Annotated in this window: 25 protein-coding genes, 1 pseudogene and 1 riboswitch; of the genes and pseudogenes, 9 read left to right on the top strand and 17 right to left on the bottom strand. The window is 59.9% G+C overall.

Going from position 1 to position 23,058, the window contains the following annotated elements; all coding sequences use genetic code 11:
• The 4 genes and pseudogenes from PH558_RS06140 to sugE all read left to right on the top strand — a co-directional run.
• Positions 1–265 (top strand): annotated as a pseudogene (locus PH558_RS06140) (S-(hydroxymethyl)glutathione dehydrogenase); the annotation flags it as partial.
• A gap of 74 nt (positions 266–339) precedes the next feature.
• Positions 340–804 (top strand): YaiI/YqxD family protein, encoded by a 465-nt coding sequence (locus PH558_RS06135; RefSeq protein WP_285202707.1) that lies wholly within the window; start codon positions 340–342, stop codon positions 802–804.
• Positions 801–1,637: an S-formylglutathione hydrolase gene (fghA, locus tag PH558_RS06130; RefSeq protein WP_285202706.1), complete on the top strand. Its 837-nt coding sequence runs from the start codon at positions 801–803 to the stop codon at positions 1,635–1,637. Before PH558_RS06135 ends, fghA begins: the two co-directional genes overlap by 4 nt.
• A gap of 133 nt (positions 1,638–1,770) precedes the next feature.
• Entirely contained in the window at positions 1,771–2,085 is a 315-nt protein-coding gene (gene sugE, locus PH558_RS06125) for a quaternary ammonium compound efflux SMR transporter SugE (protein WP_285202704.1), read from the top strand.
• 6 nt (positions 2,086–2,091) lie between these two features.
• Here sugE and PH558_RS06120 read toward each other — a convergent pair whose 3' ends face one another.
• The 8 genes from PH558_RS06120 to PH558_RS06085 all read right to left on the bottom strand — a co-directional run bounded on the left by PH558_RS06120 (position 2,092) and on the right by PH558_RS06085 (position 8,432).
• Positions 2,092–2,478 carry a DoxX family protein gene (locus tag PH558_RS06120; protein ID WP_285202703.1) on the bottom strand — a complete coding sequence of 129 codons (387 nt, stop codon included), beginning with the start codon at positions 2,476–2,478 and terminating at the stop codon, positions 2,092–2,094.
• A 138-nt stretch (positions 2,479–2,616) separates the two neighbouring features.
• The gene (locus tag PH558_RS06115) at positions 2,617–3,009 is read right to left on the bottom strand and encodes a DoxX family protein (RefSeq protein WP_285202702.1); all 393 of its coding nucleotides are present in this window, start codon (positions 3,007–3,009) and stop codon (positions 2,617–2,619) included.
• A gap of 123 nt (positions 3,010–3,132) precedes the next feature.
• Positions 3,133–4,665 carry an acyl-CoA carboxylase subunit beta gene (locus tag PH558_RS06110; protein WP_113410244.1) on the bottom strand — a complete coding sequence of 511 codons (1,533 nt, stop codon included), beginning with the start codon at positions 4,663–4,665 and terminating at the stop codon, positions 3,133–3,135.
• A 64-nt stretch (positions 4,666–4,729) separates the two neighbouring features.
• Complete coding sequence (locus tag PH558_RS06105) at positions 4,730–5,200, bottom strand: hypothetical protein (RefSeq protein ID WP_285202701.1); 471 nt, start codon at positions 5,198–5,200, stop codon at positions 4,730–4,732.
• Positions 5,201–5,269: 69 nt separating this feature from the next.
• On the bottom strand, positions 5,270–6,055 hold the full coding sequence (locus PH558_RS06100) for an ATP12 family chaperone protein (protein ID WP_095434970.1): 786 nt from the start codon (positions 6,053–6,055) through the stop codon (positions 5,270–5,272).
• Between the two features lie 9 nt (positions 6,056–6,064).
• On the bottom strand, positions 6,065–6,718 hold the full coding sequence (locus tag PH558_RS06095) for an HAD-IA family hydrolase (RefSeq protein ID WP_113410247.1): 654 nt from the start codon (positions 6,716–6,718) through the stop codon (positions 6,065–6,067).
• The gene (locus PH558_RS06090) at positions 6,715–7,713 is read right to left on the bottom strand and encodes an RluA family pseudouridine synthase (protein WP_285202700.1); all 999 of its coding nucleotides are present in this window, start codon (positions 7,711–7,713) and stop codon (positions 6,715–6,717) included. Before PH558_RS06090 ends, PH558_RS06095 begins: the two co-directional genes overlap by 4 nt.
• A 185-nt stretch (positions 7,714–7,898) precedes the next feature.
• Positions 7,899–8,432, bottom strand: a complete 534-nt coding sequence (locus tag PH558_RS06085) for a copper chaperone PCu(A)C (protein WP_285202699.1) — start codon at positions 8,430–8,432, stop codon at positions 7,899–7,901.
• 168 nt (positions 8,433–8,600) lie between these two features.
• A riboswitch (glycine riboswitch) is annotated at positions 8,601–8,688 on the top strand.
• Positions 8,689–8,836: 148 nt separating this feature from the next.
• On the opposite strand from PH558_RS06085, the gene gcvT reads away from it, so the two are divergent.
• From gcvT to PH558_RS06065, 4 genes are all read left to right on the top strand, one after another.
• A complete protein-coding gene (gene gcvT, locus PH558_RS06080) occupies positions 8,837–9,973 on the top strand; it encodes a glycine cleavage system aminomethyltransferase GcvT (protein ID WP_285202698.1) in 1,137 nt (378 codons plus the stop codon).
• A 25-nt stretch (positions 9,974–9,998) separates the two neighbouring features.
• Positions 9,999–10,361, top strand: coding sequence for a glycine cleavage system protein GcvH (gene gcvH, locus PH558_RS06075; protein WP_113410250.1), 363 nt, complete (start codon positions 9,999–10,001; stop codon positions 10,359–10,361).
• Complete coding sequence (gene gcvP, locus PH558_RS06070) at positions 10,361–13,225, top strand: aminomethyl-transferring glycine dehydrogenase (protein WP_285202697.1); 2,865 nt, start codon at positions 10,361–10,363, stop codon at positions 13,223–13,225. The genes gcvH and gcvP overlap by 1 nt, the downstream gene beginning before the upstream one ends.
• Positions 13,226–13,373: 148 nt before the next feature.
• Positions 13,374–13,634: an addiction module antidote protein gene (locus tag PH558_RS06065; protein ID WP_095434977.1), complete on the top strand. Its 261-nt coding sequence runs from the start codon at positions 13,374–13,376 to the stop codon at positions 13,632–13,634.
• Between the two features lie 27 nt (positions 13,635–13,661).
• Here the strand turns inward: PH558_RS06065 and PH558_RS06060 are convergent, their stop codons facing one another.
• From PH558_RS06060 to PH558_RS06025, 8 genes are all read right to left on the bottom strand, one after another.
• On the bottom strand, positions 13,662–14,354 hold the full coding sequence (locus tag PH558_RS06060; protein WP_285202696.1) for a ZIP family metal transporter: 693 nt from the start codon (positions 14,352–14,354) through the stop codon (positions 13,662–13,664).
• 125 nt (positions 14,355–14,479) lie between these two features.
• The gene (sufA, locus tag PH558_RS06055) at positions 14,480–14,869 is read right to left on the bottom strand and encodes a Fe-S cluster assembly scaffold SufA (protein ID WP_285202695.1); all 390 of its coding nucleotides are present in this window, start codon (positions 14,867–14,869) and stop codon (positions 14,480–14,482) included.
• Between the two features lie 76 nt (positions 14,870–14,945).
• Entirely contained in the window at positions 14,946–15,326 is a 381-nt protein-coding gene (locus PH558_RS06050) for an SUF system Fe-S cluster assembly protein (protein ID WP_069612273.1), read from the bottom strand.
• Between the two features lie 11 nt (positions 15,327–15,337).
• Positions 15,338–16,579 (bottom strand): cysteine desulfurase, encoded by a 1,242-nt coding sequence (locus PH558_RS06045; protein ID WP_015340011.1) that lies wholly within the window; start codon positions 16,577–16,579, stop codon positions 15,338–15,340.
• A gap of 15 nt (positions 16,580–16,594) precedes the next feature.
• Positions 16,595–17,869, bottom strand: coding sequence for a Fe-S cluster assembly protein SufD (gene sufD / locus PH558_RS06040; protein ID WP_285202691.1), 1,275 nt, complete (start codon positions 17,867–17,869; stop codon positions 16,595–16,597).
• A 22-nt stretch (positions 17,870–17,891) separates the two neighbouring features.
• Positions 17,892–18,647, bottom strand: a complete 756-nt coding sequence (sufC, locus tag PH558_RS06035) for a Fe-S cluster assembly ATPase SufC (RefSeq protein ID WP_092716448.1) — start codon at positions 18,645–18,647, stop codon at positions 17,892–17,894.
• Between the two features lie 69 nt (positions 18,648–18,716).
• On the bottom strand, positions 18,717–20,186 hold the full coding sequence (gene sufB / locus PH558_RS06030) for a Fe-S cluster assembly protein SufB (protein WP_095434981.1): 1,470 nt from the start codon (positions 20,184–20,186) through the stop codon (positions 18,717–18,719).
• Between the two features lie 146 nt (positions 20,187–20,332).
• Entirely contained in the window at positions 20,333–21,499 is a 1,167-nt protein-coding gene (locus PH558_RS06025) for a cysteine desulfurase family protein (RefSeq protein WP_113410255.1), read from the bottom strand.
• A gap of 233 nt (positions 21,500–21,732) precedes the next feature.
• On the opposite strand from PH558_RS06025, the gene PH558_RS06020 reads away from it, so the two are divergent.
• Positions 21,733–22,410, top strand: a complete 678-nt coding sequence (locus tag PH558_RS06020; RefSeq protein ID WP_004108794.1) for an alpha/beta hydrolase — start codon at positions 21,733–21,735, stop codon at positions 22,408–22,410.
• Positions 22,411–22,509: 99 nt separating this feature from the next.
• Here PH558_RS06020 and PH558_RS06015 read toward each other — a convergent pair whose 3' ends face one another.
• Positions 22,510–23,037: a GNAT family N-acetyltransferase gene (locus PH558_RS06015; RefSeq protein WP_285202687.1), complete on the bottom strand. Its 528-nt coding sequence runs from the start codon at positions 23,035–23,037 to the stop codon at positions 22,510–22,512.
• Between the last annotated feature and the right edge of the window lie 21 nt (positions 23,038–23,058).

The following is a 23,058-nucleotide window of genomic DNA, read 5'->3' as shown; positions in this document are numbered from 1 at the left end:
CAAATCCGTCGTCATCGGCGTTGCCGGCGCCGGCCAGGAGATCTCGACGCGTCCGTTCCAGCTGGTGACGGGCCGCTCGTGGATGGGCACGGCCTTCGGAGGCGCGCGTGGCCGCACCGATGTCCCGAAGATCGTCGACTGGTACATGGAGGGCAAGATCGAGATCGATCCAATGATCACCCACACCATGTCGCTCGAAGACATCAACAAGGGCTTCGAGCTCATGCATTCGGGTGAAAGTATCCGCAGCGTCGTGCTCTACTGACACAGAAAGCCACTCGGCGAGACGTATGCGGCGCGTGAGAAATGCGCCGCATATAGCTGAAAAGATTTGATATCATGATTTATGTTGATGCCGATGCCTGCCCGGTCAAGCCGGAGATCCTGAAGGTTGCCGAACGCCACAGCATCGAGGTGACTTTCGTCGCCAATTCGGGATTGCGCCCGTCGCGGGATCCCATGGTGCATAACGTCATCGTCTCCAACGCCTTCGATGCCGCCGACAACTGGATTGCCGAACACGCAGGTGCTGGCGACATCGTCGTCACCGCCGATGTGCCGCTCGCGGGCCGTTGTGTTGCGACCGGAGCGCTTGTTACTGGACCGACCGGCCGCATCTTCGACAAGACCAATATCGGCATGGCAACGGCCATGCGCGACCTCGGCGCACATCTTCGCGAAACCGGTGAGAGCAAGGGCTATAACGCCGCCTTCTCGCCGCGCGACCGCTCCACCTTTCTCGAAACCTTCGACCGGCTCTGCCGGCGTTCAAAAACCAATCAGACGCCTGGAGGCCAGCTGTGAATATCATTTCCCAGAACACCGCCTTTGGCGGCATGCAGGGTGTCTTCTCGCATGAGTCCGAAGCCTGCAAATGCGAGATGACCTTCGCCGTCTTCGTGCCACCGCAGGCGATCAAGGAGCCCCGCCCGGTTCTCTGGTATCTTTCTGGCCTCACCTGCACTCATGCCAATGTCATGGAAAAGGGCGAATATCGCCGCATGGCCGCCGAGCTCGGCCTCATCATCGTCTGCCCGGACACCAGCCCGCGCGGCAATGACGTGCCGGATGAGCTGACCAACTGGCAGATGGGCAAAGGTGCGGGCTTCTATCTCGACGCCACCGAGACGCCCTGGGCCGAAAACTACCAGATGTACAGCTACATTACCGAGGAGCTACCCGCCCTCATCGCCAAGCAATTCCGCGCCGATATGAGCCGCCAGGGCATCTTCGGCCATTCCATGGGCGGCCACGGCGCCATGACGATCGCATTGAAGAATCCGGAGCGCTTCAAGAGCTGCTCCGCCTTCGCGCCGATCGTGCAGCCGTCGACGGCCGATTGGTCGGCACCTGCGCTGGAGAAATATTTGGGAAGCGATAAGACTGCATGGCGCCGCTATGACGCCTGCGCGCTCGTCGAAGACGGCGCCCGCTTCCCCGAGTTCCTGATCGATCAGGGCAAGGCCGACAGCTTCCTCGAAAACGGACTGCGCCCCGGGCTGTTCGAAGATGCGATCAAGGGAACCGGCATCGGCCTGACGCTGCGCATGCACGAGCGCTACGATCATTCCTACTACTTTATCTCAACCTTCATGGACGATCACCTGAAGTGGCATGCAGAACGATTGGAAAAGTAAAGGTAGTCCCATCGCCTTGAAATAGGCCGTCGGCAAAGACATATAGGAAGCACGCAGACGACTGCGGCGGCCGGCAACCAAACCGGCCGTAGACATCGCGGGGACGGCCTCGCTCTTAACAAAGGAGCGTAAAATGGCTTGGTTCCTGCTTTTCCTCGCAGGCTTGTTCGAAATTGGCTGGGCCGTCGGGCTGAAATATACCGATGGGTTCACGCGGCCGATGCCGACAATTCTCACCGTCATCTCCATGGTCATCAGCGTCGTGCTGCTTGGCTTGGCCGTAAAAACCTTGCCGATGGGCACAGCCTATGCGGTTTGGACCGGCATCGGCACCGTCGGTACGGTTCTGCTCGGCATATGGCTGCTCGGTGATCCCGCGACCTTGATTCGGCTATTCTGCATCGGCTTGATCGTGGCAGGCATCGCCGGTCTCAAGCTCACCGCCTGACTGATCTCATCTGCGCTGGCGGTTGTCCAGCGCCCAGCTTCCCGGTCCGGCGAACACCAGAAACAGGAAGATGAAGCAGAACAGGATCGCTCCATCTCCCTGATTGTTGGCCGGGAAGAAGTCGATCTGCATATGCACCATGAAGTAAGCGATCGCCATTTCGCCGCTCAGGAGAAAGGCAATCGGGCGGGTGAAAAGCCCGAGCAGGATCAGGACACTGCCCACAAGCTCGATGATCCCGGCCACGAAGAACAGCGTCGTGATTTCGTAAGGCGCCGGCGGAAAGCCGAAAACCTTTTGCGTGCCGTGCTCGATGAACAGCAGCGCAGTTATGATTCGCAAAATGGCAAGGGCTGCAGGCTGATAGTGCGCCAAGCGCTCGGAAAATGACATGAGGATCTCCGTTCGATAGGGGATGCGAAGGAGATCCTGTCAAAAGTGCTCTCGCTTCGCTGACAACGGAGAGAACACGCGAGAGACGAATTTATTCGCCGGCCCCGACGATCAGCCGAGTCCGACGAAAAGAGCTTATTACTTCTTATTGTTGTCAATCGCCAGCAGGCCCGGGCCTGCGAAGATCAGGAACAGGAAGATGAAGCAATAGAGGATCGCCGCATCACCGCCATTGTTGGCCGGGAAGAAATTCTTTGGATAATGCGCCATGAAATAGGCGACCGCCATGTTGCCGCAGAGAATGAACGCGACCGGACGGGTGAAGAAACCGACGATCGTTGCCAATCCGCCAACGATTTCGATGATACCCTGAACTAGAAGCAGGGTCGGCAACGGGCTTGGGAACTGACCGCCGGCCGGAAAGCCAACGAGCTTCTGCAGACCATGTTCGATGAACAATACACCGGTGACGATACGCAGCACGGTAAGAGCATAGGGCTGATACTGATTCAGCCGATCGGAAAGCGCCATGTTAAACTCCAGTTTTAACTCCCCCACGAGGAAGCAATAGAGCGCACGGGCAGGAACGTGAAAACACGGATTCTGACGCTCAATCAATTTTCCGTGTCGAATCCGTGACTTGTTGTCACATGCTCACAACGGGATGTTGTCGTGCTTCTTCCAGGGATTGGTCAGATCCTTGTTGCGCAACATTCTAAGTCCCTGCGCCAGCCGGCGCCGGGTCGAGCGCGGCATGATCACTTCGTCGATGTAACCGCGTTCTGCGGCAACGAAGGGCGACAGAAAGCGGTCCTCATACATCTTGGTGTGGGCCGCGATCTTCTCGGGATCGGCAATATCCTTACGGAAGATGATCTCGACGGCGCCCTTGGCGCCCATGACGGCGATTTGCGCCGTCGGCCAGGCATAGTTGAGATCGCCACGCAAGTGCTTGGAGGCCATGACGTCATAGGCGCCACCGAAGGCCTTGCGAGTGATGACCGTCAGTTTCGGCACAGTCGCTTCGGCAAAGGCGAAGAGCAGCTTGGCACCATGCTTGATCAGCCCGCCATATTCTTGGGCCGTACCCGGCAGGAAGCCCGGCACGTCGACGAAGGTGACGATCGGGATATTGAAGCAATCGCAGAAGCGCACGAAGCGCGCCGCCTTTCGTGACGCGTCGCTGTCGAGAACGCCGGCAAGCACCATCGGTTGATTGGCAACGAAGCCGACGGTGGCACCCTCGATGCGGCCGAAACCGCAAACGATGTTCTTGGCGAAGCTCTCCTGGATCTCGAAGAAGTCGCCCTCGTCCGCCACCTTCAAGATCAGTTCCTTGATGTCGTAAGGCTTGTTGGCATTGGCCGGGATCAGCGTATCGAGCGAGTTATCCGGCTCGGTCACCGACTGATAGCACTCGATCTCGGGCACATCAGCGGTATTAGACTGCGGCAGGAAATCGATGAGACGGCGCACCTGCAAGAGCGTATCGACATCATTGTCATAGGCTGCGTCCGCAATCGAGGATTTCGTCGTGTGGACAGAGGCGCCGCCGAGCTGTTCCGAGGTCACCGTCTCGTTGGTGACGGTCTTCACCACATCCGGCCCGGTGACGAACATGTAGGAGGTGTCCCGCACCATGAAGATGAAATCGGTCATGGCCGGAGAATAGACGTCGCCACCCGCGCAAGGTCCCATGATGATGGAGATCTGCGGGATGACGCCGGAGGCCAGCACATTGCGCTGGAATACCTCGGCATAACCGCCAAGCGCGGCCACGCCTTCCTGAATGCGGGCGCCGCCGGCGTCATAGATCCCGATGATCGGCGCCCGGTTCTTCAGCGCCATATCCTGCACCTTGGTGATCTTTTCCGCATGTGCTTCTGAAAGAGATCCACCGAAGACTGTGAAATCCTTGGCAAAAATGAAGACGGTGCGGCCGTTGACCGTGCCCCAGCCGGTCACCACGCCATCGCCGGCAATCTTGCTCTTGTCCATGCCGAAATCGGTCGAGCGATGTTCGACGAACATGTCGAACTCTTCGAAGGAGCCCTCGTCAAGAAAGATATCGATGCGCTCACGCGCCGTCAGCTTGCCGCGGGCATGCTGCGCGTCAATGCGCACCTGCCCACCGCCAAGCCTCGCGATCTCACGACGGCGTTCCAGCTCCTGCAGGATTTCCTTCATGCGGCCCTCTCTCCCTCATCGCTCGGGCTTAGCATGGCGCGAGCCTTGTTTGAAGTTGGTTGGCTCAGTTTGCGAGCCTTGGCGTGTTCAGCGAAAAGATGGAACGAACCCGCGCGGCGATATCTTCCGCCATCAGCTCATCTGCGGTGACAGGATCAGGAGCGACAGTTCTGATCTCGAACGATGCCATGGCGACAACCGAGCCACCATCGGCGGCGGCGGCATCGATATTGATCTTGGCGCTGCTGCGGTCGCGATTGAAGCCGCGCGCCTTGCGGACGTCGCTCAGTCGGACGGTGATGGCAACCTGTGGCAATTGCGGACTGAAGCTCGTTGCCGCGATCGCGGCGTTGACGCGATCATTGACGGCTGCAACCAGCGCTGGCGACACCGGTGGCAAAGCCTGATCGGCTATAACGGTTGCGCTGCGCACGGCATAGGCTGGAGGCGGAGGATCGACGGACCAGCTCGAACACGCGGCCAGTGCCAGACATCCCACGAGCGCCGGTACGGCTCTCGTCCTCAACAACAACATGATCCCTGCCTCGACCTTCGAATTTGCAAGATATGCAGATCGATATAAAGGACTGGAAATCAACAATATTCAACTGCGCAGCGCAGAAAAAACGTCAGTTGCGGCCTGAAACTCTTCAAAACGTTGTGCACGACGCTGTTCGGCCTCTTCGTCGCTGCCCCAATGCTCGATCGTCCAATCCTCGTCGAGATGTGCGAGCGACCAGACGTCGGCCAGCGGCAGGAATCCTTTGGCGAAGGCCAGTGCAAGGATTGCCGAACCGGTCAACGTCGTGATCGTGTGCAGGCTCGCAAGCTCCATCGGTGTGTCAAACCTGCGCAAAGCGACGGAGAAGGCTGCGATGGCTTCGACAGGCTGCTCCTGATGCATGACGCCTTCCGCCAAAATGAAGCGGGCGCCGAGATCGTGCGCTGCCCATTCGATCACCGGATTCCAGCGTTCCGACTGGCGCTCGACGAGCCGTTCCGGCCCCTCGGCGCGATAGCAGAGCAGATCGCTGCCCGAGAAACGGACAATTTCGTCGAATACAGCCTGGCTTTCCGTCGCAACGCCGTCGATGGCCGTGTTGACGAGACGCGTTACCGGCATGGTGGCGGGATCGATCACATCGACCTGTCGTGCCCATTCGGCAGCCACCAGTCTGGCAAGCGCTTCCGTCGGCAAGGCCAGGGAGTGCCGCGCCGGTGTCTTCACCACCTTGCCGTCGAGGGCGATGGCATGGCCGCCCTCGTCCCTGTTGATGGTCACATCCTTGTAGAAACGTTTCGGCAAGGGCTTCTTCATCTGGATCTGCGCACGGCGGATCGGATCGGGATGGCTGAGACCTTCGGAAAGATCGTTCAACAGATCGCGCATGGCGTCACCTCAGAGAATATGGCTCAACAAGTCGTTCGGATGGTGGGCTATGGCATCTGCCCCAGCCGCCAGCAATTCCTCGACGGAGGCGTAGCCCCATGCAACGCCGATGGCGGTCGCGCCCGCCGCCTTCGCCATCTGCATGTCGTAGATGGCATCGCCGATCACGATCGTGTCGTGGGGGTCCATGCCAGTCTCGTCACAGCATTCCGTCACCATCGCCGGATGCGGCTTCGACGGGCAATCATCGGCAGTGCGCGAGACGATAAAATAGGGCGTGAACTCGTTGACCTCAAGAATATGGGTCAAACCGCGGCGGGATTTGCCCGTGACTGCACCGATCAGCAGCTCATCGTGGGCCGCAAGCGTCTCGATCAATGGCTTGATGCCGTCGAAGAGCGGCGTCTGCATGTCCGCCTCGTCCCGCACTTCCGGAAAGATCGACTTGTAATGCGCCGTCATGGCGATCGCTTCGTCGTCGACATGTGGCTTGCCCTGCAGGCGGGCAATGGCGATATCGAGCGTCAGGCCGATGATCGATTTCGTCGCGGAAACATCGGGACGCTTGTAACCGAAGGCCACGAAGGTACGTGCCATGACCTCATGGATTAGCCGCGCGCTGTCGACCAGCGTGCCGTCACAATCGAATAATACCAGCTTCATTCGTCGTCCGGCTCCCCTGCCGATTCCATATCGAAGCCGAGAAGGTTCCAAGTCTGCACCATGTGCGGCGGCAAAGGCGCGGTGACGCGCAGGCGTCCGCCGCTCGGATGCGGGATATCGATATGGCGCGCATGCAGATGCAGGCGCTTCTGCACACCACCGGGAAAATCCCAATTCGGATCGTCATCGAAATATTTGGGGTCGCCGATGATCGGATGGCCCATATGCAGTGCATGAACACGCAACTGGTGAGTACGGCCGGTATAGGGCTCCATTTCCAGCCAGGCGAGGCTCTGCGCTGCGGTCTCGAGCACGCGATAGTAGGAGATGGCGTGATCGGCGCCCTCCTCTCCATGTTTGGCTATGCGCATGCGGTCGCCATCCGGCGTCGCTTCCTTCACCAGCCAGGTGGAGATCTTGTCCTCGTGCTTGCGCGGCACGCCCTTGACCAGCGACCAATAAGTCTTCTTGGTGTCGCGCTCGCGAAAGGCTGCCGTCAACTTCTGCGCGGCACCGCGGGTGCGGGCAACGACGAGCACGCCCGAGGTGTCGCGGTCGAGACGGTGCACCAGGCGTGGCTTCTCGCCCTTCTTGCTCGTCCATGCCTCGAGCATCTTGTCGATATGACGGGTCAAGCCGGAGCCGCCCTGCACCGCGAGGCCTGCCGGCTTGTTCAGCACATAGACCTTGTCGTCTTCATGCAGCAGCATGCGCGCAAGAAGCTCGGCGTCGCCGGAGTGTTTCAGGTCATTGCTGGCAATAGGCCCATCTTTCGGCCCCTTGGCATCGACGTCGAGCGGCGGCACGCGCACCATCTGGCCCGGCTGCACACGCGCATCCGTCTTCACGCGGCCACCATCGACACGCACCTGGCCCGAGCGCAGCAGCTTCTGCAATTGCCCAAAGCCGAGCCCTGGAAAATGCACCTTGAACCAGCGGTCCAGGCGCATGCCGGCCTCGTCAGGCTCGACCTTAATATGCTCAATCCCGGCCATTCTTCTTCTTTCAAGTACCTCGGCATGTCCCGGAAAAGCGGCAGGCGCATTGGGCGGATCATGCAAATTCAAACAACGGGACGATCAGCCCCGCGGCCGGAGATTTCCGAGCCTTTTGACGTGGCTTTAGAGCATTTCGAGGAAAAGTGGAAACCCGGAATTATACGGCAGGATAATTTTCTGGCTCAGCTTCCCTTGGCCGAGACGACGGGCAGATTGACGTCGACCATGCCCGCCTTGTCGAACATCAGCATCACGGGCACCACGCTGCCCTGCTTAAAGGGCGCCTTCACCTGCTTGAACATCATGTGCATCGTGCTGGGCGCAAGCGTAACGGTCGCGCCGGCGGGAATGGCGATGCCGCCCTTGACCTCGCGCATCTTCATGATCTCGCCCTCCATCTTCATCTCGTGCAGTTCCACCTTGCCGGCCGCCGAGGAGGTCACTGAGGTCAGCTTATCGTCGATCTTGCCGCCGTTATGGATGGTGATATAACCGCCGCCGACCGGTTGGCCGGGAAGCATGGCGCGGACATAGCCGCCGCTGATATCGAGATCGCCAAGCTTGGCAGTCGCGGAGCCGGAAGGCGCCGCACCCGCATCCATTTGCATCCCGGGCATGGATTTCATCGCGCCACTGTCCTCAGCCATCGCTCCACCGGAGGGAAACGAAAGTGCGCCAATCGAAATCAGCAATGCGGCGGCATAGTTGCGGTTCATGGTCATCTCCTGCCCGGCTCCTCAATTGAGGAAAAGGGATAGCCTCTCCCATCTCTGTTGCAAAGGCCCGTATTCATTAGGAAACGCAGGATTGATTGGCGCGACAAAAATTTGTTCAGCGACGACATTTGCCCCTTGCCATCTCTGTCCGGGACCGGATAATGGCTGTCAACCTTGTTGGGAGAATCCGGCGCAAGCCGGTGCCGAAGGAGCAACCGCCCCGGAAACTCTCAGGCCAAAGGACCAGCAAGGGGCAGACGGAACTCTGGAGAGAAGCGCGCAAGCGTTCGCCGAAGGGATAACAATCTCAGGCAAACAGACAGAGGGGGCTCAACGCAAGGCGCAACCGCGCCGAAAGTGTGAGCTCTGCGCTTCGAAACGAGCGCAAAACCCGGAGGCGTCATTTGGACGAGACCGCTGCCCTCAAGACCACCCCCCTTCATGCCCTGCATGTGTCTCTCGGTGCCCGCATGGTGCCGTTCGCAGGCTACGACATGCCCGTGCAGTATGCGCCAGGCGTGCTGAAGGAACATCTCTGGACTCGATCCTCTGCCGGCCTGTTCGACGTGTCGCATATGGGTCAGGTGACGATCCGCGCCCGCTCCGGCAAATATGAGGATGCGGCACTGGCATTGGAAAGCCTGGTGCCGGTCGATATTCTCGGCCTCGCCGAAAATCGCCAGCGCTATGGCTTCTTCACCGACGACAAGGGCGGCATCCTCGACGATCTGATGATCACCCATATGGACGACTATCTTTTCGTCGTCGTCAACGCTGCCTGCAAAGAACAAGATTTCAAGCATCTTCAAGATCATATCGGCGATAGCTGCGAAGTTACATTACTCGATCGCGCCCTCATTGCCCTTCAGGGACCTCGCGCCGTCGACGTGCTTGCCGAGCTCTGGGCCGATATCGCCTATATGAAATTCATGGATGTGCGCCATTGTCGCCTCCACGATGTCTCCTGCCTTGTGTCGCGCTCCGGCTATAGCGGCGAAGACGGTTTCGAAATCTCCGTTCCGGCTGATAAGGCCGAGGATATCGCCAAGCGGCTGCTGGAGCATCCGGACGTCCAGCCGATCGGCCTCGGCGCTCGTGACTCCCTGCGCCTGGAGGCCGGCCTCTGCCTTTATGGCAACGATATCGACCAGACGACGACGCCGATCGAAGGCGCGCTGGAATGGGCGATCCAGAAGGCCCGCAAGGCCGGCGGTGTCCGCGCCGGCGGCTTTCCTGGCGCAACCCGCATCCTCGGCGAACTTGATCACGGCACCTCACGCCGCCGTGTCGGCCTGAAGCCGGAGGGTAAGGCGCCGGTGCGCGGTCATGCCAAACTCTATGCCGATACCGAAGGCGAGAGCGAGATCGGCGAAGTCACCTCGGGCGGTTTTGGTCCGAGTGTCGAGTCCCCCGTTGCCATGGGTTACGTACCGACCGAATTCACCGCTCCCGGCACCACCGTCTACGCTGAAGTGCGCGGCAAATATCTGCCCGTCGTCGTCAGCAGCCTGCCTTTCATCAAACCAACCTACAAACGTTGAACGTCTTTTCCAGAGAGGATTATCCATGCTGAAATTCACCGAAGAACATGAGTGGCTGAAGGTCGAAGGCGATGTCGCAATCGTGGGTATTACGGCCCATGCCGCCGAACAGCTCGGCGATCTCGTTTTCGTTGAGTTGCCCGAGGTCGGTGCCAGCTTCTCCAAGGGAGCCGACGCGGCAACCGTCGAATCCGTCAAGGCAGCCTCCGAAGTCTATTGTCCGCTCGACGGAGAGATCACCGAAGTCAACGAAGCCATCACTGCCGATCCGGCCCTCGTCAATTCCGACCCGATGGGTGCCGGCTGGTTCTTCAAGCTGAAACTGAGGAATGTCGGTGATCTCGATGGTCTCCTTGATGAATCCGGTTACAAGGAGCTGATCGGATAATGACGACGCCGACTGAGTTCACCTTCACCGACTACCAGCCATACGATTTCGCCAATCGCCGCCATATCGGCCCATCTCCCTCCGAGATGGCCGATATGCTAAAGGTGATCGGCTACAAGAGCCTCGACGGACTGATCGACGCGACGCTGCCGCCGGCAATCCGTCAGAAGACGCCGCTCACCTGGGGCGCTCCCATGACGGAGCGCGAGGCGCTCGACCGTTTGCGCGAGACCGCCAACAAGAACAAGGTTCTCGTTTCGCTCATCGGCCAGGGCTATTACGGCACGATCACGCCGCCGGTCATCCAGCGCAACATCCTGGAAAATCCGGCCTGGTACACGGCCTATACACCCTACCAGCCGGAAATCAGCCAGGGCCGCCTCGAAGCGCTGCTGAACTACCAGACGATGATCAGCGACCTCACGGGTCTCGATGTCGCCAACGCCTCCCTGCTCGATGAAGCGACGGCCGCAGCCGAGGGCATGGCCATGGCGGAACGCGTCGCCAAATCGAAGGCGAAGGCCTTCTTCGTCGATGCCGGCTGCCATCCCCAAACCATTGCGTTGATCAGGACGCGAGCCGAGCCACTCGGCTGGACCGTCATTGTCGGCAATCCCTTCACCGATCTCGATCCGGTCGACGTCTTCGGCGCCATCTTCCAGTATCCGGGTACGCATGGTCACATCAATGATTTTAGCGGTCTGATCGCCCGCCTGCATCAGACCGGTGCCATCGCGATCCTGGCGACCGATCTCCTGGCGTTGACCCTACTGAAATCCCCTGGCGAAATGGGTGCGGATATCGCCATCGGCTCGTCGCAGCGCTTCGGCGTTCCGGTTGGCTATGGCGGGCCGCATGCCGCATTTATGGCCGTCAAGGACGACTACAAGCGCTCCATGCCCGGCCGTCTCGTCGGCGTTTCCATCGATGCGCGCGGCAATCGCGCCTATCGCCTGTCGCTGCAGACCCGCGAGCAGCATATCCGTCGTGAAAAGGCGACGTCGAATATCTGCACCGCGCAGGTGCTGCTCGCCGTCATGGCCTCTATGTATGCGGTCTTCCACGGTCCGCAGGGCCTGAAGGCCATTGCCCAGCAGGTCCACCAGAAGGCCGTGCTGATGGCCAAGGGCCTGGAAAAGCTTGGCTATACCGTTGAGCCGGAGACCTTTTTCGATACGATCACAGTCGAAGTCGGTCACATGCAGGCTCTCATCCTGCGTGCAGCCGTCGCTGAGGGCGTGAACCTGCGCAAGGTCGGCGAAACGAAGATCGGCATCAGCCTGGACGAGCGCACCCGTCCGGCGACGGTCGAAGCCGTCTGGCGCGCATTCGGCGGCGATTTCCGCATCGCAGATTTCGAGCCGTCCTATCGCCTGCCGAGAACCCTGCTGCGCACCAGCGAATACCTCTCGCATCCGATCTTCCACATGAACCGCGCCGAAAGCGAGATGACGCGTTATATCCGTCGTCTCTCCGACCGCGACCTGGCGCTCGACCGCTCGATGATCCCGCTCGGCTCCTGCACCATGAAGCTGAACGCCACGGCGGAAATGCTGCCGATCACCTGGCCGGAATTCTCGGATATCCATCCATTCGTCCCGGCCGATCAGGCGCTCGGCTACCGAGAAATGATCGACGACCTGACGGAAAAGCTCTGCGCCGTAACAGGCTACGACGCCTTCTCCATGCAGCCGAACTCCGGCGCGCAGGGCGAATATGCCGGCCTGCTGACCATCCGCAATTACCACGTTGCCAATGGCCAGGGTCATCGCGACATCTGCCTCATCCCGACTTCCGCCCACGGCACCAACCCCGCCTCGGCACAGATGGCGGGCATGAAGGTCGTGGTGGTCAAGGTCAGCGACGATGGCGATATCGATATGGCCGATTTCCGCGCAAAGACCGAGCAATATGCCGACAACCTCTCCTGCTGCATGATCACCTACCCTTCGACGCATGGCGTGTTCGAGGAGACGGTGAAGGAGATTTGCGATCTCGTGCATAAGCATGGCGGTCAGGTCTATCTCGACGGCGCCAACATGAACGCTATGGTCGGCCTGTCGCGTCCCGGCGATATCGGCTCCGATGTCAGCCACCTGAACCTGCACAAGACCTTCTGCATCCCGCATGGCGGCGGCGGGCCCGGCATGGGTCCGATCGGCGTCAAGGCGCATCTGGCGCCTCACCTGCCCGGCCATCCGGAAACGGACGGCCGCAGCGGTGCGGTCTCAGCAGCAGCCTTCGGTTCGGCCTCGATCCTGCCGATCTCCTGGAGCTATTGCCTGATGATGGGCGGCGAAGGCCTGACGCAGGCAACGAAGGTGGCGATCCTCAACGCCAACTATATCGCTGCCCGTCTCAAGGGCGCCTATGACGTGCTCTACAAGTCCAAGGACGGACGCGTGGCGCATGAATGCATCATCGACACCCGCCCGCTGGCCGCAAGCGCCGGCGTGACGGTCGACGATGTCGCCAAGCGCCTGATCGATTGCGGCTTCCACGCACCGACCATGAGCTGGCCTGTTGCCGGCACGCTGATGATCGAGCCCACGGAATCGGAAACGAAGGCCGAACTCGACCGCTTCTGCGAGGCAATGCTGGCCATCCGCGAGGAAGCTCGCGCCATCGAAGACGGCCGGATGGACAAGACCAACAATCCGCTGAAGAACGCGCCGCACACGGTGGAAGACCTCGTCGGCGAATGGGATCGCCCCTATTCGCGCGAACAGGCCTGCTTCCCACCCGGCGCCTTCCGCGTCGATAAATACTGGTCGCCGGTCAATCGCATCGACAACGTCTATGGCGATCGCAACCTCATCTGCACCTGCCCGCCGCTGGAATCCTACGCGGAGGCCGCGGAATAGGATTTTTGCAAAAAAGCGAAGCGGTTCAGTCGCTTCGCTGGAAACAGACATAAATCTATCGTGAAACTTGTCTATGAAAACGCCGCGTGTCCGAAAGGATGCGCGGCGTTTTTGATGACGCCACAATGGGGCCCTGGAATTCAGATTTATGCCGGAACGATTCGACGTGGACAATCCCGACAACTACATCGCCGCCGCCTTCGAAACCGACGATCCGGCCTCGATCGCCAAGGCGCTGGGTGAAGTGGCACGCACGCGCAACATGAGCAAGCTCGCCAAGGATGTCGGCATGAACCGTTCGGCGCTCTATCGCGCTCTCAGCGGCGACGGGAATCCGGAATTCGCGACCATCCTGAAGGTCGTCAAGGCGCTAGGGCTCAAGCTGACGCCGGTGCCAGCCGCAAACTAGGAATTCGCTTCCCAATCCCGAGGGCCGCTAACCGATCGCCTCTTCGAGCAGAAGCAGCACTAGGAAACCGGCAAAGAACATCGGCGTCACCCATGGACGATCCGGCGTTTCATGGGCTTCGACCAGCAGCTCCTCGGTGACGAGATAGAGAAGCGCAATCAGACCGAACGCAAAGAAGCCAGTCAAAACAGGGCTAGGCAATGAAGCGACCGGCGCTCCGAACAAGGCGCCGATCGGCAGCAACAACGCAAGCGCTGCCGTGATTGCGACAATCCTGGCTCGAGAGCGAACGCTCTCGCCAAGCTCATTCGCTACCGTCAAGCCAAGAAACAGCACCTCTAGCGTCAGCGCGATCGTCAGCAGCAAACCAACTTTGGGGCCGGCTGCAAAGCCAATGCCGAGCACGAGGCCATCGATCAGGATGTCGATGCCGATAGCGGCGAGAAGGCCGACCGGCCCTTTAGCCCAATTTTCCAGTTGCTTGACCAGCAACATCACGCCGACGCCGATCGCGCCGCCGATCACCGTCGCCACGGGGTAGCCGCGATGCATAACATCAGGCAAAATTTCTCCGGCGGCAGCCGCAAACACGACGCCGGCTGCAAAATGCTGGATGGCGCTGACTAGATTAGGTCCCGGCCGCGTATTCACCGCAACCGCGGCACCCGCGATGGCTGCTGCCGCCGGGATCAATGTGTAAACCCACGCCGCAGTCGCCATAAGCTCCCCTTGCGCGCCCCGACCTCATCCGGCTCGAAGCCGCCGGTCAGCCGAGGGCGACAGAAGACCCTCAGCATCCATCGATCAAAGCACGAAATGCAGCAAGGTGAAATATAGGAGGTGTTTTAGGCGGGTTGCGCTGCCTGTCGCTGAGCCGCCAGAGCAGCCAGATCGGCAGGTTTCAGCTCGACGGACTCGCCGCAGCCGCAGGCCGATGTCTGGTTCGGATTGGTGAAGATGAAGCCCGAGCGCAACGTCGTCGTCTCGAAGCCCATTTCCGTGCCGAGCAAATAAAGGACGGCCGAGGGCTCGACCCAGACCTTTGCGCCATCGCGCTCGATCAGGTCGTCTTTCGCATTCGGCTCGGTCACCAGGTCGATGGTATATTCCATCCCGGCGCAGCCGCCCTTCTTGATGCCAACGCGAACGCCCTTGGCATCGGGACCGGAATTCTCGACGATCGCCTTGACGCGGGCTGCTGCCGCATCCGTCATGCTCATGATTGCGAAGCCCATGGGCTCATTCTCCTTCCGCAACCGGGGTCAAGATCCGGCGCTTCGAGTCTCAATGTAAAGCCGGCGGCCTAAAGCTTCAATACCAGCCGACGGCGACCTGCGCTTCTTCCGACATGCGATCCGGCGTCCACGGCGGATCGAAGGTCATGCTGACATCGACGCCGGAAACGCCTTCGACGGCGCCGACGGCATTTTCGACCCAGCCCGGCATTTCGCCGGCAACCGGGCAACCCGGTGCTGTCAAGGTCATGACGATCTTCACCATCCGGTCGTCTTCGATATCGATCTTGTAGACCAGGCCGAGTTCGAAGATATCGGCCGGAATTTCCGGATCGTAGACCGTTTTCAGCGCAGAGATGATGTCGTCGCTGAGGCGCGCCAGTTCATCTGCGGGAATGCTGGAATGCACGATCCCTTCGCGTGCGTCGATCTTCTGTTCGCTTTCGTCGAGTGACATCGCTTGCCTCCTCAGGCAAAGAATTTCCGTGCATATTCCAGTGCGTCGGCCAAGGCATCCACCTCGGCGCGCGTATTGTACATGCCGAACGATGCACGGCATGTGGAGGTAACGCCGAAGCGTTTCAAGAGCGGCTGGGCGCAATGCGTGCCCGCGCGAACCGCTACACCCTGGCGATCGATCACCATCGAGACGTCGTGGGAGTGAATTCCCGCAAGCTCGAAGGAGAAAATGCCACCCTTGCCCGGCGCCGTACCGATCACGCGCAGCGAATTGATATCGCGCAAACGCTCCGCCGCATATGCAGCCAGATCAGCCTCATGGCGAGCAATCGCTTCACGACCGATACTATCCATATAATCAAGCGCATAGCCAAGACCGATCGCCTGAACGATCGGCGGCGTTCCCGCTTCGAAGCGGTGCGGCGGCTCGTTATAGGTGACGTTTTCCTCGGTGACGTCGAAGATCATCTCGCCGCCGCCCTGGAACGGCCGCATCTCGGCAAGCCGCTCCTTCTTGCCGTAGAGAACGCCGATGCCCGATGGCCCGTAAAGCTTGTGACCGGTCATGACGTACCAGTCGCAATCGATATCCTGCACGTCGACAGGCATATGCACGGCACCCTGCGAGCCGTCGATCAGGACTGGAATGCCGCGCTCATGGGCAATGCGGCACACTTCCTTCACTGGAACGACAGTTCCAAGCGCGTTCGACATATGCGTGATGGCGACGAGCTTCGTGCGCTCCGTCAGGCTCTTTTCGAAATCCTCGATATGGAACGCGCCCTCGTCGTCGACTGGCACCCAGACGAGCTTCGCACCCTGACGCTCGCGAATGAAATGCCAGGGAACGATATTGGAGTGATGCTCCATAATGGAGACGACAATCTCGTCGCCCTCGCCAATCTTAGGCATACCCCAGCCGTAGGCGACCGTGTTGATCGCTTCCGTCGAGTTCTTGGTGAAGACGATGTCGTCGACCGACGGCGCATTCAGGAAGCGGCGCACCTTTTCGCGAGCCGCCTCATAGGCTTCCGTGGCGGCATTGGACAGGAAATGCAGCCCGCGATGCACATTCGCATATTCGTTGGAATAGGCATGCGAGATGGCATCGATGACGACCTGCGGCTTCTGCGCGGAGGCGCCGTTATCGAGATAGACGAGCGGCTTGCCGTGCACCGTCTTCGCCAGGATCGGAAAATCCCGGCGGATGGCTTCGACATCATAGGCCGTTGCCGGCACGATCTTGTCCACGAGCTTTGCCTCCAATCAGGCGTGCTTTTCCAGCCAGCCGGAGATAACGCCTTCCAGCGCCTCGACCAGGGCTTCGTCTTCCAGTTCCTCGACGATCTCGGCCACAAAGGCGTTGACGAGCATGGCCCGCGCCTTCTTCTCCGGAATGCCGCGCGCCATCAAATAGTAGAGATGGTTGCCGTCGATATCCGCGACAGTGGCGCCATGGCCGCACTGTACGTCATCAGCGAAGATTTCAAGCTCAGGCTTCACCGAAAACTCGGCATCGTCGGACATCAGCAGCGTGTTGCAGGCCATCTTGGCGTCGGTCTTCTGCGCATCCGGTGCGACCCGGATCATGCCCTGGAAAACGCCGCGAGCGCGGTCGAACACCACATTGCGGATAACTTCCGTGGAACTTGTGTTCGGAACATCATGACCAAGCACCATCGTTACATCGGTATGCGTATCGCCACCGAGCAGATTGATGCCGCGCAGCGTCAGATCCGCGCCCTCGCCCACGACCTTGATATACAGTTCCTGGCGCACCAGCTTGCCGCCGGCGTTGATGACGAACAGCTTCAGCTTGGCATCTTCTCCGAGATCGATGCGGAGCTGGCCGAGATGAGTGTCTTCGCTGCCCTGCTCCTGCAGGATAATCCAGGTGATCTCGGACCCTTTGCCGATCTTGACTTCGCTGACCGAGGAAACCAGCGCGGCAGCGCCTTCGACCGCCTGATGACGCTCGATAAAGGTTGCCTTGACGTCGGCACCGAAAGTAACTGGCAGGCGGCTGTGGATCTGACCGCCGGCATGGATGAACTGCACTTCGAGCGGCTCATCGAGTTCGGTGCCATCCGGGAAATCGATGACATAGCCGTCGCGCACGAAGCTCGCATTGATGCGACCGATAGCGTCATCCTTGCCAAGGGCTTCGAGGCCGATAGCAGCCGCGCCATTGATCAGGCTATCGGCGTAGCGCGCAATGGTCAGGTTTTTGACCGATGCCTTCTCGCTTGCCTTGCCCTGAAGGACGGCGATAACCGACGATCCCTCAACCGTCGGCGGCAACGCTTCGGCAAGGCCCTTGCCGATGTCGCTCGGAACCAGTCGCAGCAGGTTCTTGAAATCTGTATAGTGCCATGCCTCGATCCGGCGCGTCGGCAGACCGGCGGTCTTCAGCTCGTCCAGCAGGCGATCGCGGACGGCAAAGACTTCGCCGTCACCGGGCAGATCGCCCATCTGGTCGTTATACGCCTCGATCAGCGCCGTCTCCGCGGCGGTGAGGCGGTTCGTCGTCTGAATGTTCATCGACGTGTCCTTTCCGCCTCGATCAGGCTGCAGCTCCGATGATGTCGGCGTAGCCGTTGGCTTCCAGCTCATGCGCCAGCGTCTTGTCACCGGACTTGATCACCTGGCCCTTGTAGAGGACGTGAACGGTGTCCGGAACGATATAGTCGAGCAGGCGCTGATAGTGGGTGATGACGATCACGGCGCGATCCGGAGAGCGCAGTGCATTGACGCCATCGGCGACGATCTTCAGCGCGTCGATGTCGAGGCCGGAATCGGTTTCGTCGAGCACGCAAAGCTGCGGCTCCAGGAGCGCCATTTGCAGGATTTCGGCGCGCTTCTTTTCACCGCCGGAGAAGCCGACGTTGAGCGGACGCTTCAGCATGTCCATGTTGATCTGCAGCTTGGCCGCAGCATCCTTGACGCGACGCAGGAAGTCCGGCGTCGTCAACTCGTCTTCGCCACGCGCCTTGCGCTGCTCGTTCAACGCCACCTTCAGGAACTGCATCGTGGCAACGCCGGGGATTTCGACCGGATACTGGAAGGCCAGGAAGATACCCTTGGCGGCGCGCTCGGCAGCGTCGAGCTCCAGAATGCTCTCGCCGTTATAGAGGATGTCACCCTCGGTGACTTCATAATCCTCACGACCGGCGAGGATGTAGGAAAGTGTCGATTTGCCGGAGCCGTTCGGGCCCATGATGGCGGCGACTTCACCCGCCTTCACGGTCAGGTTCAGGCCACGGATGATCTCGGTGCCGTCTTCGGCGATACGGGCGTGCAGGTTCTTGATTTCAAGCATTTTAGTATCCTATCGCAGGAATGAAGGTGCGGCGCGCAGCGCGCGCCAAAGCTAATTCTGGTTCGTGCGTCAGCCGACGCTGCCTTCGAGCGAGATGCCGATCAGCTTCTGTGCTTCGACGGCGAATTCCATCGGCAGCTCCTGCAGCACTTCCTTGACGAAGCCGTTGACGATCAGCGCGATCGCCGCTTCCTCGGGAATGCCACGCTGCAGGCAGTAGAACAGCTGGTCTTCGGAAATCTTCGACGTTGTGGCTTCATGCTCGAACTGCGCGGACGAATTCTTCGCCTCGATGTAGGGCACCGTATGAGCGCCGCACTTGTCGCCGATCAGCAGTGAGTCGCACTGCGTGAAGTTGCGGGCATTGGTCGCGCGGCGATGCGCCGAAACCTGACCGCGATAGGTATTCTGCGAGACGCCGGCGGCAATACCCTTCGAGATGATGCGGCTCGACGTGTTCTTGCCAAGATGGATCATCTTGGTGCCACTGTCGACCTGCTGATGACCGTTCGAAACCGCGATGGAATAGAACTCGCCACGGCTGTCGTCGCCGCGCAGGATGCAGGACGGATATTTCCACGTGATGGCAGAGCCGGTCTCGACCTGCGTCCAGGAAATCTTAGAGCGGTGGCCGCGGCAATCGCCACGCTTGGTGACGAAGTTGTAGATGCCGCCCTTTCCGTGCTTGTCGCCCGGATACCAGTTCTGCACGGTCGAATACTTGATCTCGGCATCATCGAGCGCAACCAGTTCGACGACCGCGGCATGCAGCTGGTTTTCGTCGCGCTGCGGCGCCGTGCAGCCTTCGAGATAGGAGACGTAGGCTCCCTCTTCGGCAATGATCAGCGTGCGCTCGAACTGGCCGGTGTTCTTCTCGTTGATGCGGAAGTAGGTCGAAAGTTCCATCGGGCAACGAACGCCCTTCGGCACGAAGACGAAGGAGCCATCGGTGAAGACGGCCGAATTCAGCGTCGCATAGAAATTATCCGACGTCGGCACGACGGAGCCGAGATATTTGCGCACCAGCTCCGGATGCTCGCGAATGGCTTCCGAGATCGACATGAAGATCACGCCGGCCTTCTTCAGCTCTTCCTTGAAGGTCGTGACGACCGAAACGGAATCGAACACCGCGTCGACGGCGATCTTCGACTTTTCGACGCCGGCAAGAATCTCCTGCTCGCGCAGCGGAATGCCGAGTTTCTCGTAGGTCTTCAACAGTTCCGGATCGACGTCGTCGAGCGACTTCGGGCCGGTGAACTTCTTCGGCGCGGCATAATAGTGAATGTCGTTGAAGTCGATCTTCGGGTAGTCGACGCGCGCCCATGTGGGCTCTTCCAGCGTCAGCCAACGGCGATAGGCTTCAAGGCGCCATTCGAGCATCCAATCCGGCTCCTGCTTCTTGGCGGAGATGAAGCGGATGATGTCTTCGGAAAGACCCTTGGGAGCCTTTTCCACTTCGATCGTGGTCTCGAAACCATACTTATACTGGTCCACGTCGATCTGGCGAACCTGATCGACCGTTTCCTGGACTGCAGGCATTTCGTTCTCCAATCTCGCCGGATCCAAGGTCCGGCAGCTTGTCAACGTTGCGGCAGACTTATGTCTGCCCCCTATGTAGTCGGCCAAAAGGGACTTTTCACCCCGCTTGGCAAGCGGAAATTTCGGTTTCCGCAAAATTGTGACCGTCAGGCCGCCGCACCTGCCAGCTTGCGCCTTGCTGCGATGCGGGAAAATGTGGCGATTGCGCGCTCAATATCCGCCTCGGTCGTGGTCGGACCCAGCGAAATGCGCAACGCTCCAAGCTTGGGATCGCATCCCATCGCCACGAGCACATGGCTCTCGCCGACCTTGCCAGACGAGCAAGCGGACCCGGCAGAAATCGCCACACCTTCCAGGTCGAAAGCGATCTGACCGGTTTCGGATTTCAGTCCCGGCAGCGTGAAAAAGCTGGTGTTCGGAACACGGGCGCCGCCTCTACCATGAATGATGACATCGGGTGCCGCCAGTTCCATGCCCGCTTCCAGCCGGTCGCGCAAGGAACCGATCGCGGCATTGCGAACCTCGAAGTCTGCAGCAGCAGCCTCGGCGGCGGCACCGAAGCCGATAATGGCAAGCGTGTTTTCCGTGCCGGAGCGATGGCCTTTTTCCTGGCCGCCGCCATGGATCAACGGCTTCGGCATAAGCACCTCGCCGCGAGAGACGAGCGCGCCGGCACCCTTAGGGCCGCCGATCTTGTGCGAGGAGATAATCAGGAAATCCGCGCCGATCGCATTGATATCGAGCGGAACGCGGCCGGCCGCCTGAACGGCATCCACCACAAAGAGGCCGCCCGCGGCCTGAACGAGCTTGGCCGCTTCGCCGACAGGCTGGACAATCCCGGTCTCGTTATTGGCGAGCATGATGGCAACCATCGGCAGGCCGCTCGCCTTGTCGTGGGCGGCAAGCATGGCCTCCAGCGCAGCAAGATCGACCGTACCGTCCGATGTCACCGGTATTTCGCTGACATTATCCCTGACAAATCGCCCGCCTTCGCGCACGGCTGGATGCTCGACGGCCGATATATAAAGGTGGCTGACGACAAGCGGCGTACGCCCCATCCGGAATTCCGGCGTCAGCACCATATTCGCCGCCTCGGTGGCGCCGCTGGTGAAAACCACATGGGCAGCTTCCGCGCCCGTAAGAGCCGCAACCTGCCGGCGTGCGGCCTCGACAGCTGCGCGCGCCGCCCTACCTTCGCCGTGAACAGAATTGGGGTTGCCTTGAATATCCATCGCACGCAGCATGGCTTCGCGCGCCGCCGGATGGAGCGGTGCGGTAGCATTCCAGTCGAGATAGAGGCGTGTTGCCGCCATAATCTTCTTCCTGCGCGACTTTGCTTTGCTGCGGCCGGCTCATTTTCCTTGAAATTTCAGCCGGGCATGCCTTATGACACGTTCCACAAACCGTTGCACAGACAACAGGCGGAACACCGCATCAAGTTTCGAATTGTTCTAAACTGCGTTCTAGAAAAGATGAGCGCATTCGTCAAGTCAACTTGCTGCGTGCCGTAGGGTTTGAACGCAGAAAAAGAAGAGCCGGAGTATCGATGCCCGAAGTAATTTTCAACGGCCCCGCGGGTCGCCTTGAAGGCCGCTATCAGCCCTCCAAGGAAAAGAGCGCCCCGATCGCGATTATCCTTCATCCCCATCCGCAATTTGGCGGCACGATGAACAATCAGGTGGTCTACCAGCTCTTCTATATGTTCCAGAAGCGCGGCTTCACCACGCTCCGCTTCAATTTCCGTGGCATCGGCCGCAGCCAGGGCGAATTCGATCATGGCGCCGGCGAGCTTTCCGATGCTGCCTCTGCACTCGACTGGGTCCAGAGCCTCCATCCCGATTCGAAGAGCTGCTGGGTTGCCGGCTACTCCTTCGGCGCCTGGATCGGCATGCAGCTGCTGATGCGTCGCCCCGAGATCGAAGGCTTCATGTCGATCGCGCCGCAGCCGAACATCTATGACTTCTCCTTCCTTGCCCCCTGCCCGTCATCCGGCCTGATCATCAACGGTGATGCGGACAAGGTTGCTCCAGAAAAGGACGTCAACGGCCTCGTCGAGAAGCTGAAGACGCAGAAGGGCATCCTGATCACGCACAAGGTCGTGCCGGGCGCCAACCACTTCTTCAACGGCCAGGTCGAAACGCTGCTCGGCGAATGCGAGGACTACCTCGACCGCCGCCTGAACGGCGAACTCGTGCCGGAGCCGGCCGCCAAGCGCATTCGATAAGAAGCGGCGCCTCTCTCAGAGCGTTTCCGCCGTTCTTTGAAACACGGAAACGCTCAATTTTGCTGCTTACGCATTCCGGTCAAAATCGTTTGCGAACTTTTACCGGAACTCCTGGCGCGACATCCTGAAGCAAAGGCCCGGAGTACCGCTGACAACGATCGGTGCTTCGTACTGCATCCCGATTTTTTGAAGTACCCGCTGCGAAGCAGTATTTTCCGGATGCGTGAATGCGATGAACCGATCGGCAAAGCCGCGGCGGAAAAACCACCGCGCGAGCGCGCCAGCGATTTCGGTGGCATAGCCGTTGCCCCACGCATCACGCCGAAGCGAATAGCCGAGTTCGAACTCGCCCCGCCCTCTCTCCTGGAAGCGCGAAAAGCCGGCACGGCCGATAAAGCGTCCATCCTCGCGCCGCAGCATCTTGTACTTGGTCACGCCGTCGCGCGCATGTTCATCGAACCAGCTTTTCAGCCGTTCCTCGGCTTTTTCCAGCGTCCATGGTGCTGCACCCGAGAGATAGCGCGTTGTTTCAATGGTCAAATGCAATTGCCGAATCACTTCGGCATCACTCTTGTCCCACATCGTCAGCACGAGGCGCGGGGTTTCGAGTATGATAGTGTCACTCATCTGCCTGCCTGTTTCGTGATG

This window comes from Rhizobium pantanalense (genome assembly GCF_030182525.1).
Classification (GTDB): Bacteria; Pseudomonadota; Alphaproteobacteria; order Rhizobiales; family Rhizobiaceae; genus Rhizobium.
Note: the sequence above shows the minus strand (reverse complement) of the source record. Positions and strands in the feature narration are given on the sequence as shown.

Excerpts from the sequence above, each read along its gene's own strand:
- PH558_RS06120 (WP_285202703.1), bottom strand. The coding sequence starts at position 2,478 with ATGTCATTTTCCGAGCGCTTGGCGCACTATCAGCCTGCAGCCCTTGCC.
- PH558_RS06135 (WP_285202707.1), top strand. The coding sequence starts at position 340 with ATGATTTATGTTGATGCCGATGCCTGCCCGGTCAAGCCGGAGATCCTG.
- sugE (WP_285202704.1), top strand. The coding sequence starts at position 1,771 with ATGGCTTGGTTCCTGCTTTTCCTCGCAGGCTTGTTCGAAATTGGCTGG.
- PH558_RS06065 (WP_095434977.1), top strand. The coding sequence starts at position 13,374 with ATGCCGGAACGATTCGACGTGGACAATCCCGACAACTACATCGCCGCC.
- gcvP (WP_285202697.1), top strand. The coding sequence starts at position 10,361 with ATGACGACGCCGACTGAGTTCACCTTCACCGACTACCAGCCATACGAT.
- PH558_RS06115 (WP_285202702.1), bottom strand. The coding sequence starts at position 3,009 with ATGGCGCTTTCCGATCGGCTGAATCAGTATCAGCCCTATGCTCTTACC.
- PH558_RS06085 (WP_285202699.1), bottom strand. The coding sequence starts at position 8,432 with ATGAACCGCAACTATGCCGCCGCATTGCTGATTTCGATTGGCGCACTT.
- PH558_RS06060 (WP_285202696.1), bottom strand. The coding sequence starts at position 14,354 with ATGGCGACTGCGGCGTGGGTTTACACATTGATCCCGGCGGCAGCAGCC.
- PH558_RS06015 (WP_285202687.1), bottom strand. The coding sequence starts at position 23,037 with ATGAGTGACACTATCATACTCGAAACCCCGCGCCTCGTGCTGACGATG.
- PH558_RS06110 (WP_113410244.1), bottom strand. The coding sequence starts at position 4,665 with ATGAAGGAAATCCTGCAGGAGCTGGAACGCCGTCGTGAGATCGCGAGG.
- PH558_RS06050 (WP_069612273.1), bottom strand. The coding sequence starts at position 15,326 with ATGTCACTCGACGAAAGCGAACAGAAGATCGACGCACGCGAAGGGATC.
- sufD (WP_285202691.1), bottom strand. The coding sequence starts at position 17,869 with ATGAACATTCAGACGACGAACCGCCTCACCGCCGCGGAGACGGCGCTG.
- sufA (WP_285202695.1), bottom strand. The coding sequence starts at position 14,869 with ATGGGCTTCGCAATCATGAGCATGACGGATGCGGCAGCAGCCCGCGTC.
- sufB (WP_095434981.1), bottom strand. The coding sequence starts at position 20,186 with ATGCCTGCAGTCCAGGAAACGGTCGATCAGGTTCGCCAGATCGACGTG.
- PH558_RS06090 (WP_285202700.1), bottom strand. The coding sequence starts at position 7,713 with ATGGCCGGGATTGAGCATATTAAGGTCGAGCCTGACGAGGCCGGCATG.
- PH558_RS06100 (WP_095434970.1), bottom strand. The coding sequence starts at position 6,055 with ATGCGCGATCTGTTGAACGATCTTTCCGAAGGTCTCAGCCATCCCGAT.
- gcvH (WP_113410250.1), top strand. The coding sequence starts at position 9,999 with ATGCTGAAATTCACCGAAGAACATGAGTGGCTGAAGGTCGAAGGCGAT.
- sufC (WP_092716448.1), bottom strand. The coding sequence starts at position 18,647 with ATGCTTGAAATCAAGAACCTGCACGCCCGTATCGCCGAAGACGGCACC.
- PH558_RS06025 (WP_113410255.1), bottom strand. The coding sequence starts at position 21,499 with ATGGCGGCAACACGCCTCTATCTCGACTGGAATGCTACCGCACCGCTC.
- PH558_RS06095 (WP_113410247.1), bottom strand. The coding sequence starts at position 6,718 with ATGAAGCTGGTATTATTCGATTGTGACGGCACGCTGGTCGACAGCGCG.
- PH558_RS06105 (WP_285202701.1), bottom strand. The coding sequence starts at position 5,200 with ATGTTGTTGTTGAGGACGAGAGCCGTACCGGCGCTCGTGGGATGTCTG.
- PH558_RS06020 (WP_004108794.1), top strand. The coding sequence starts at position 21,733 with ATGCCCGAAGTAATTTTCAACGGCCCCGCGGGTCGCCTTGAAGGCCGC.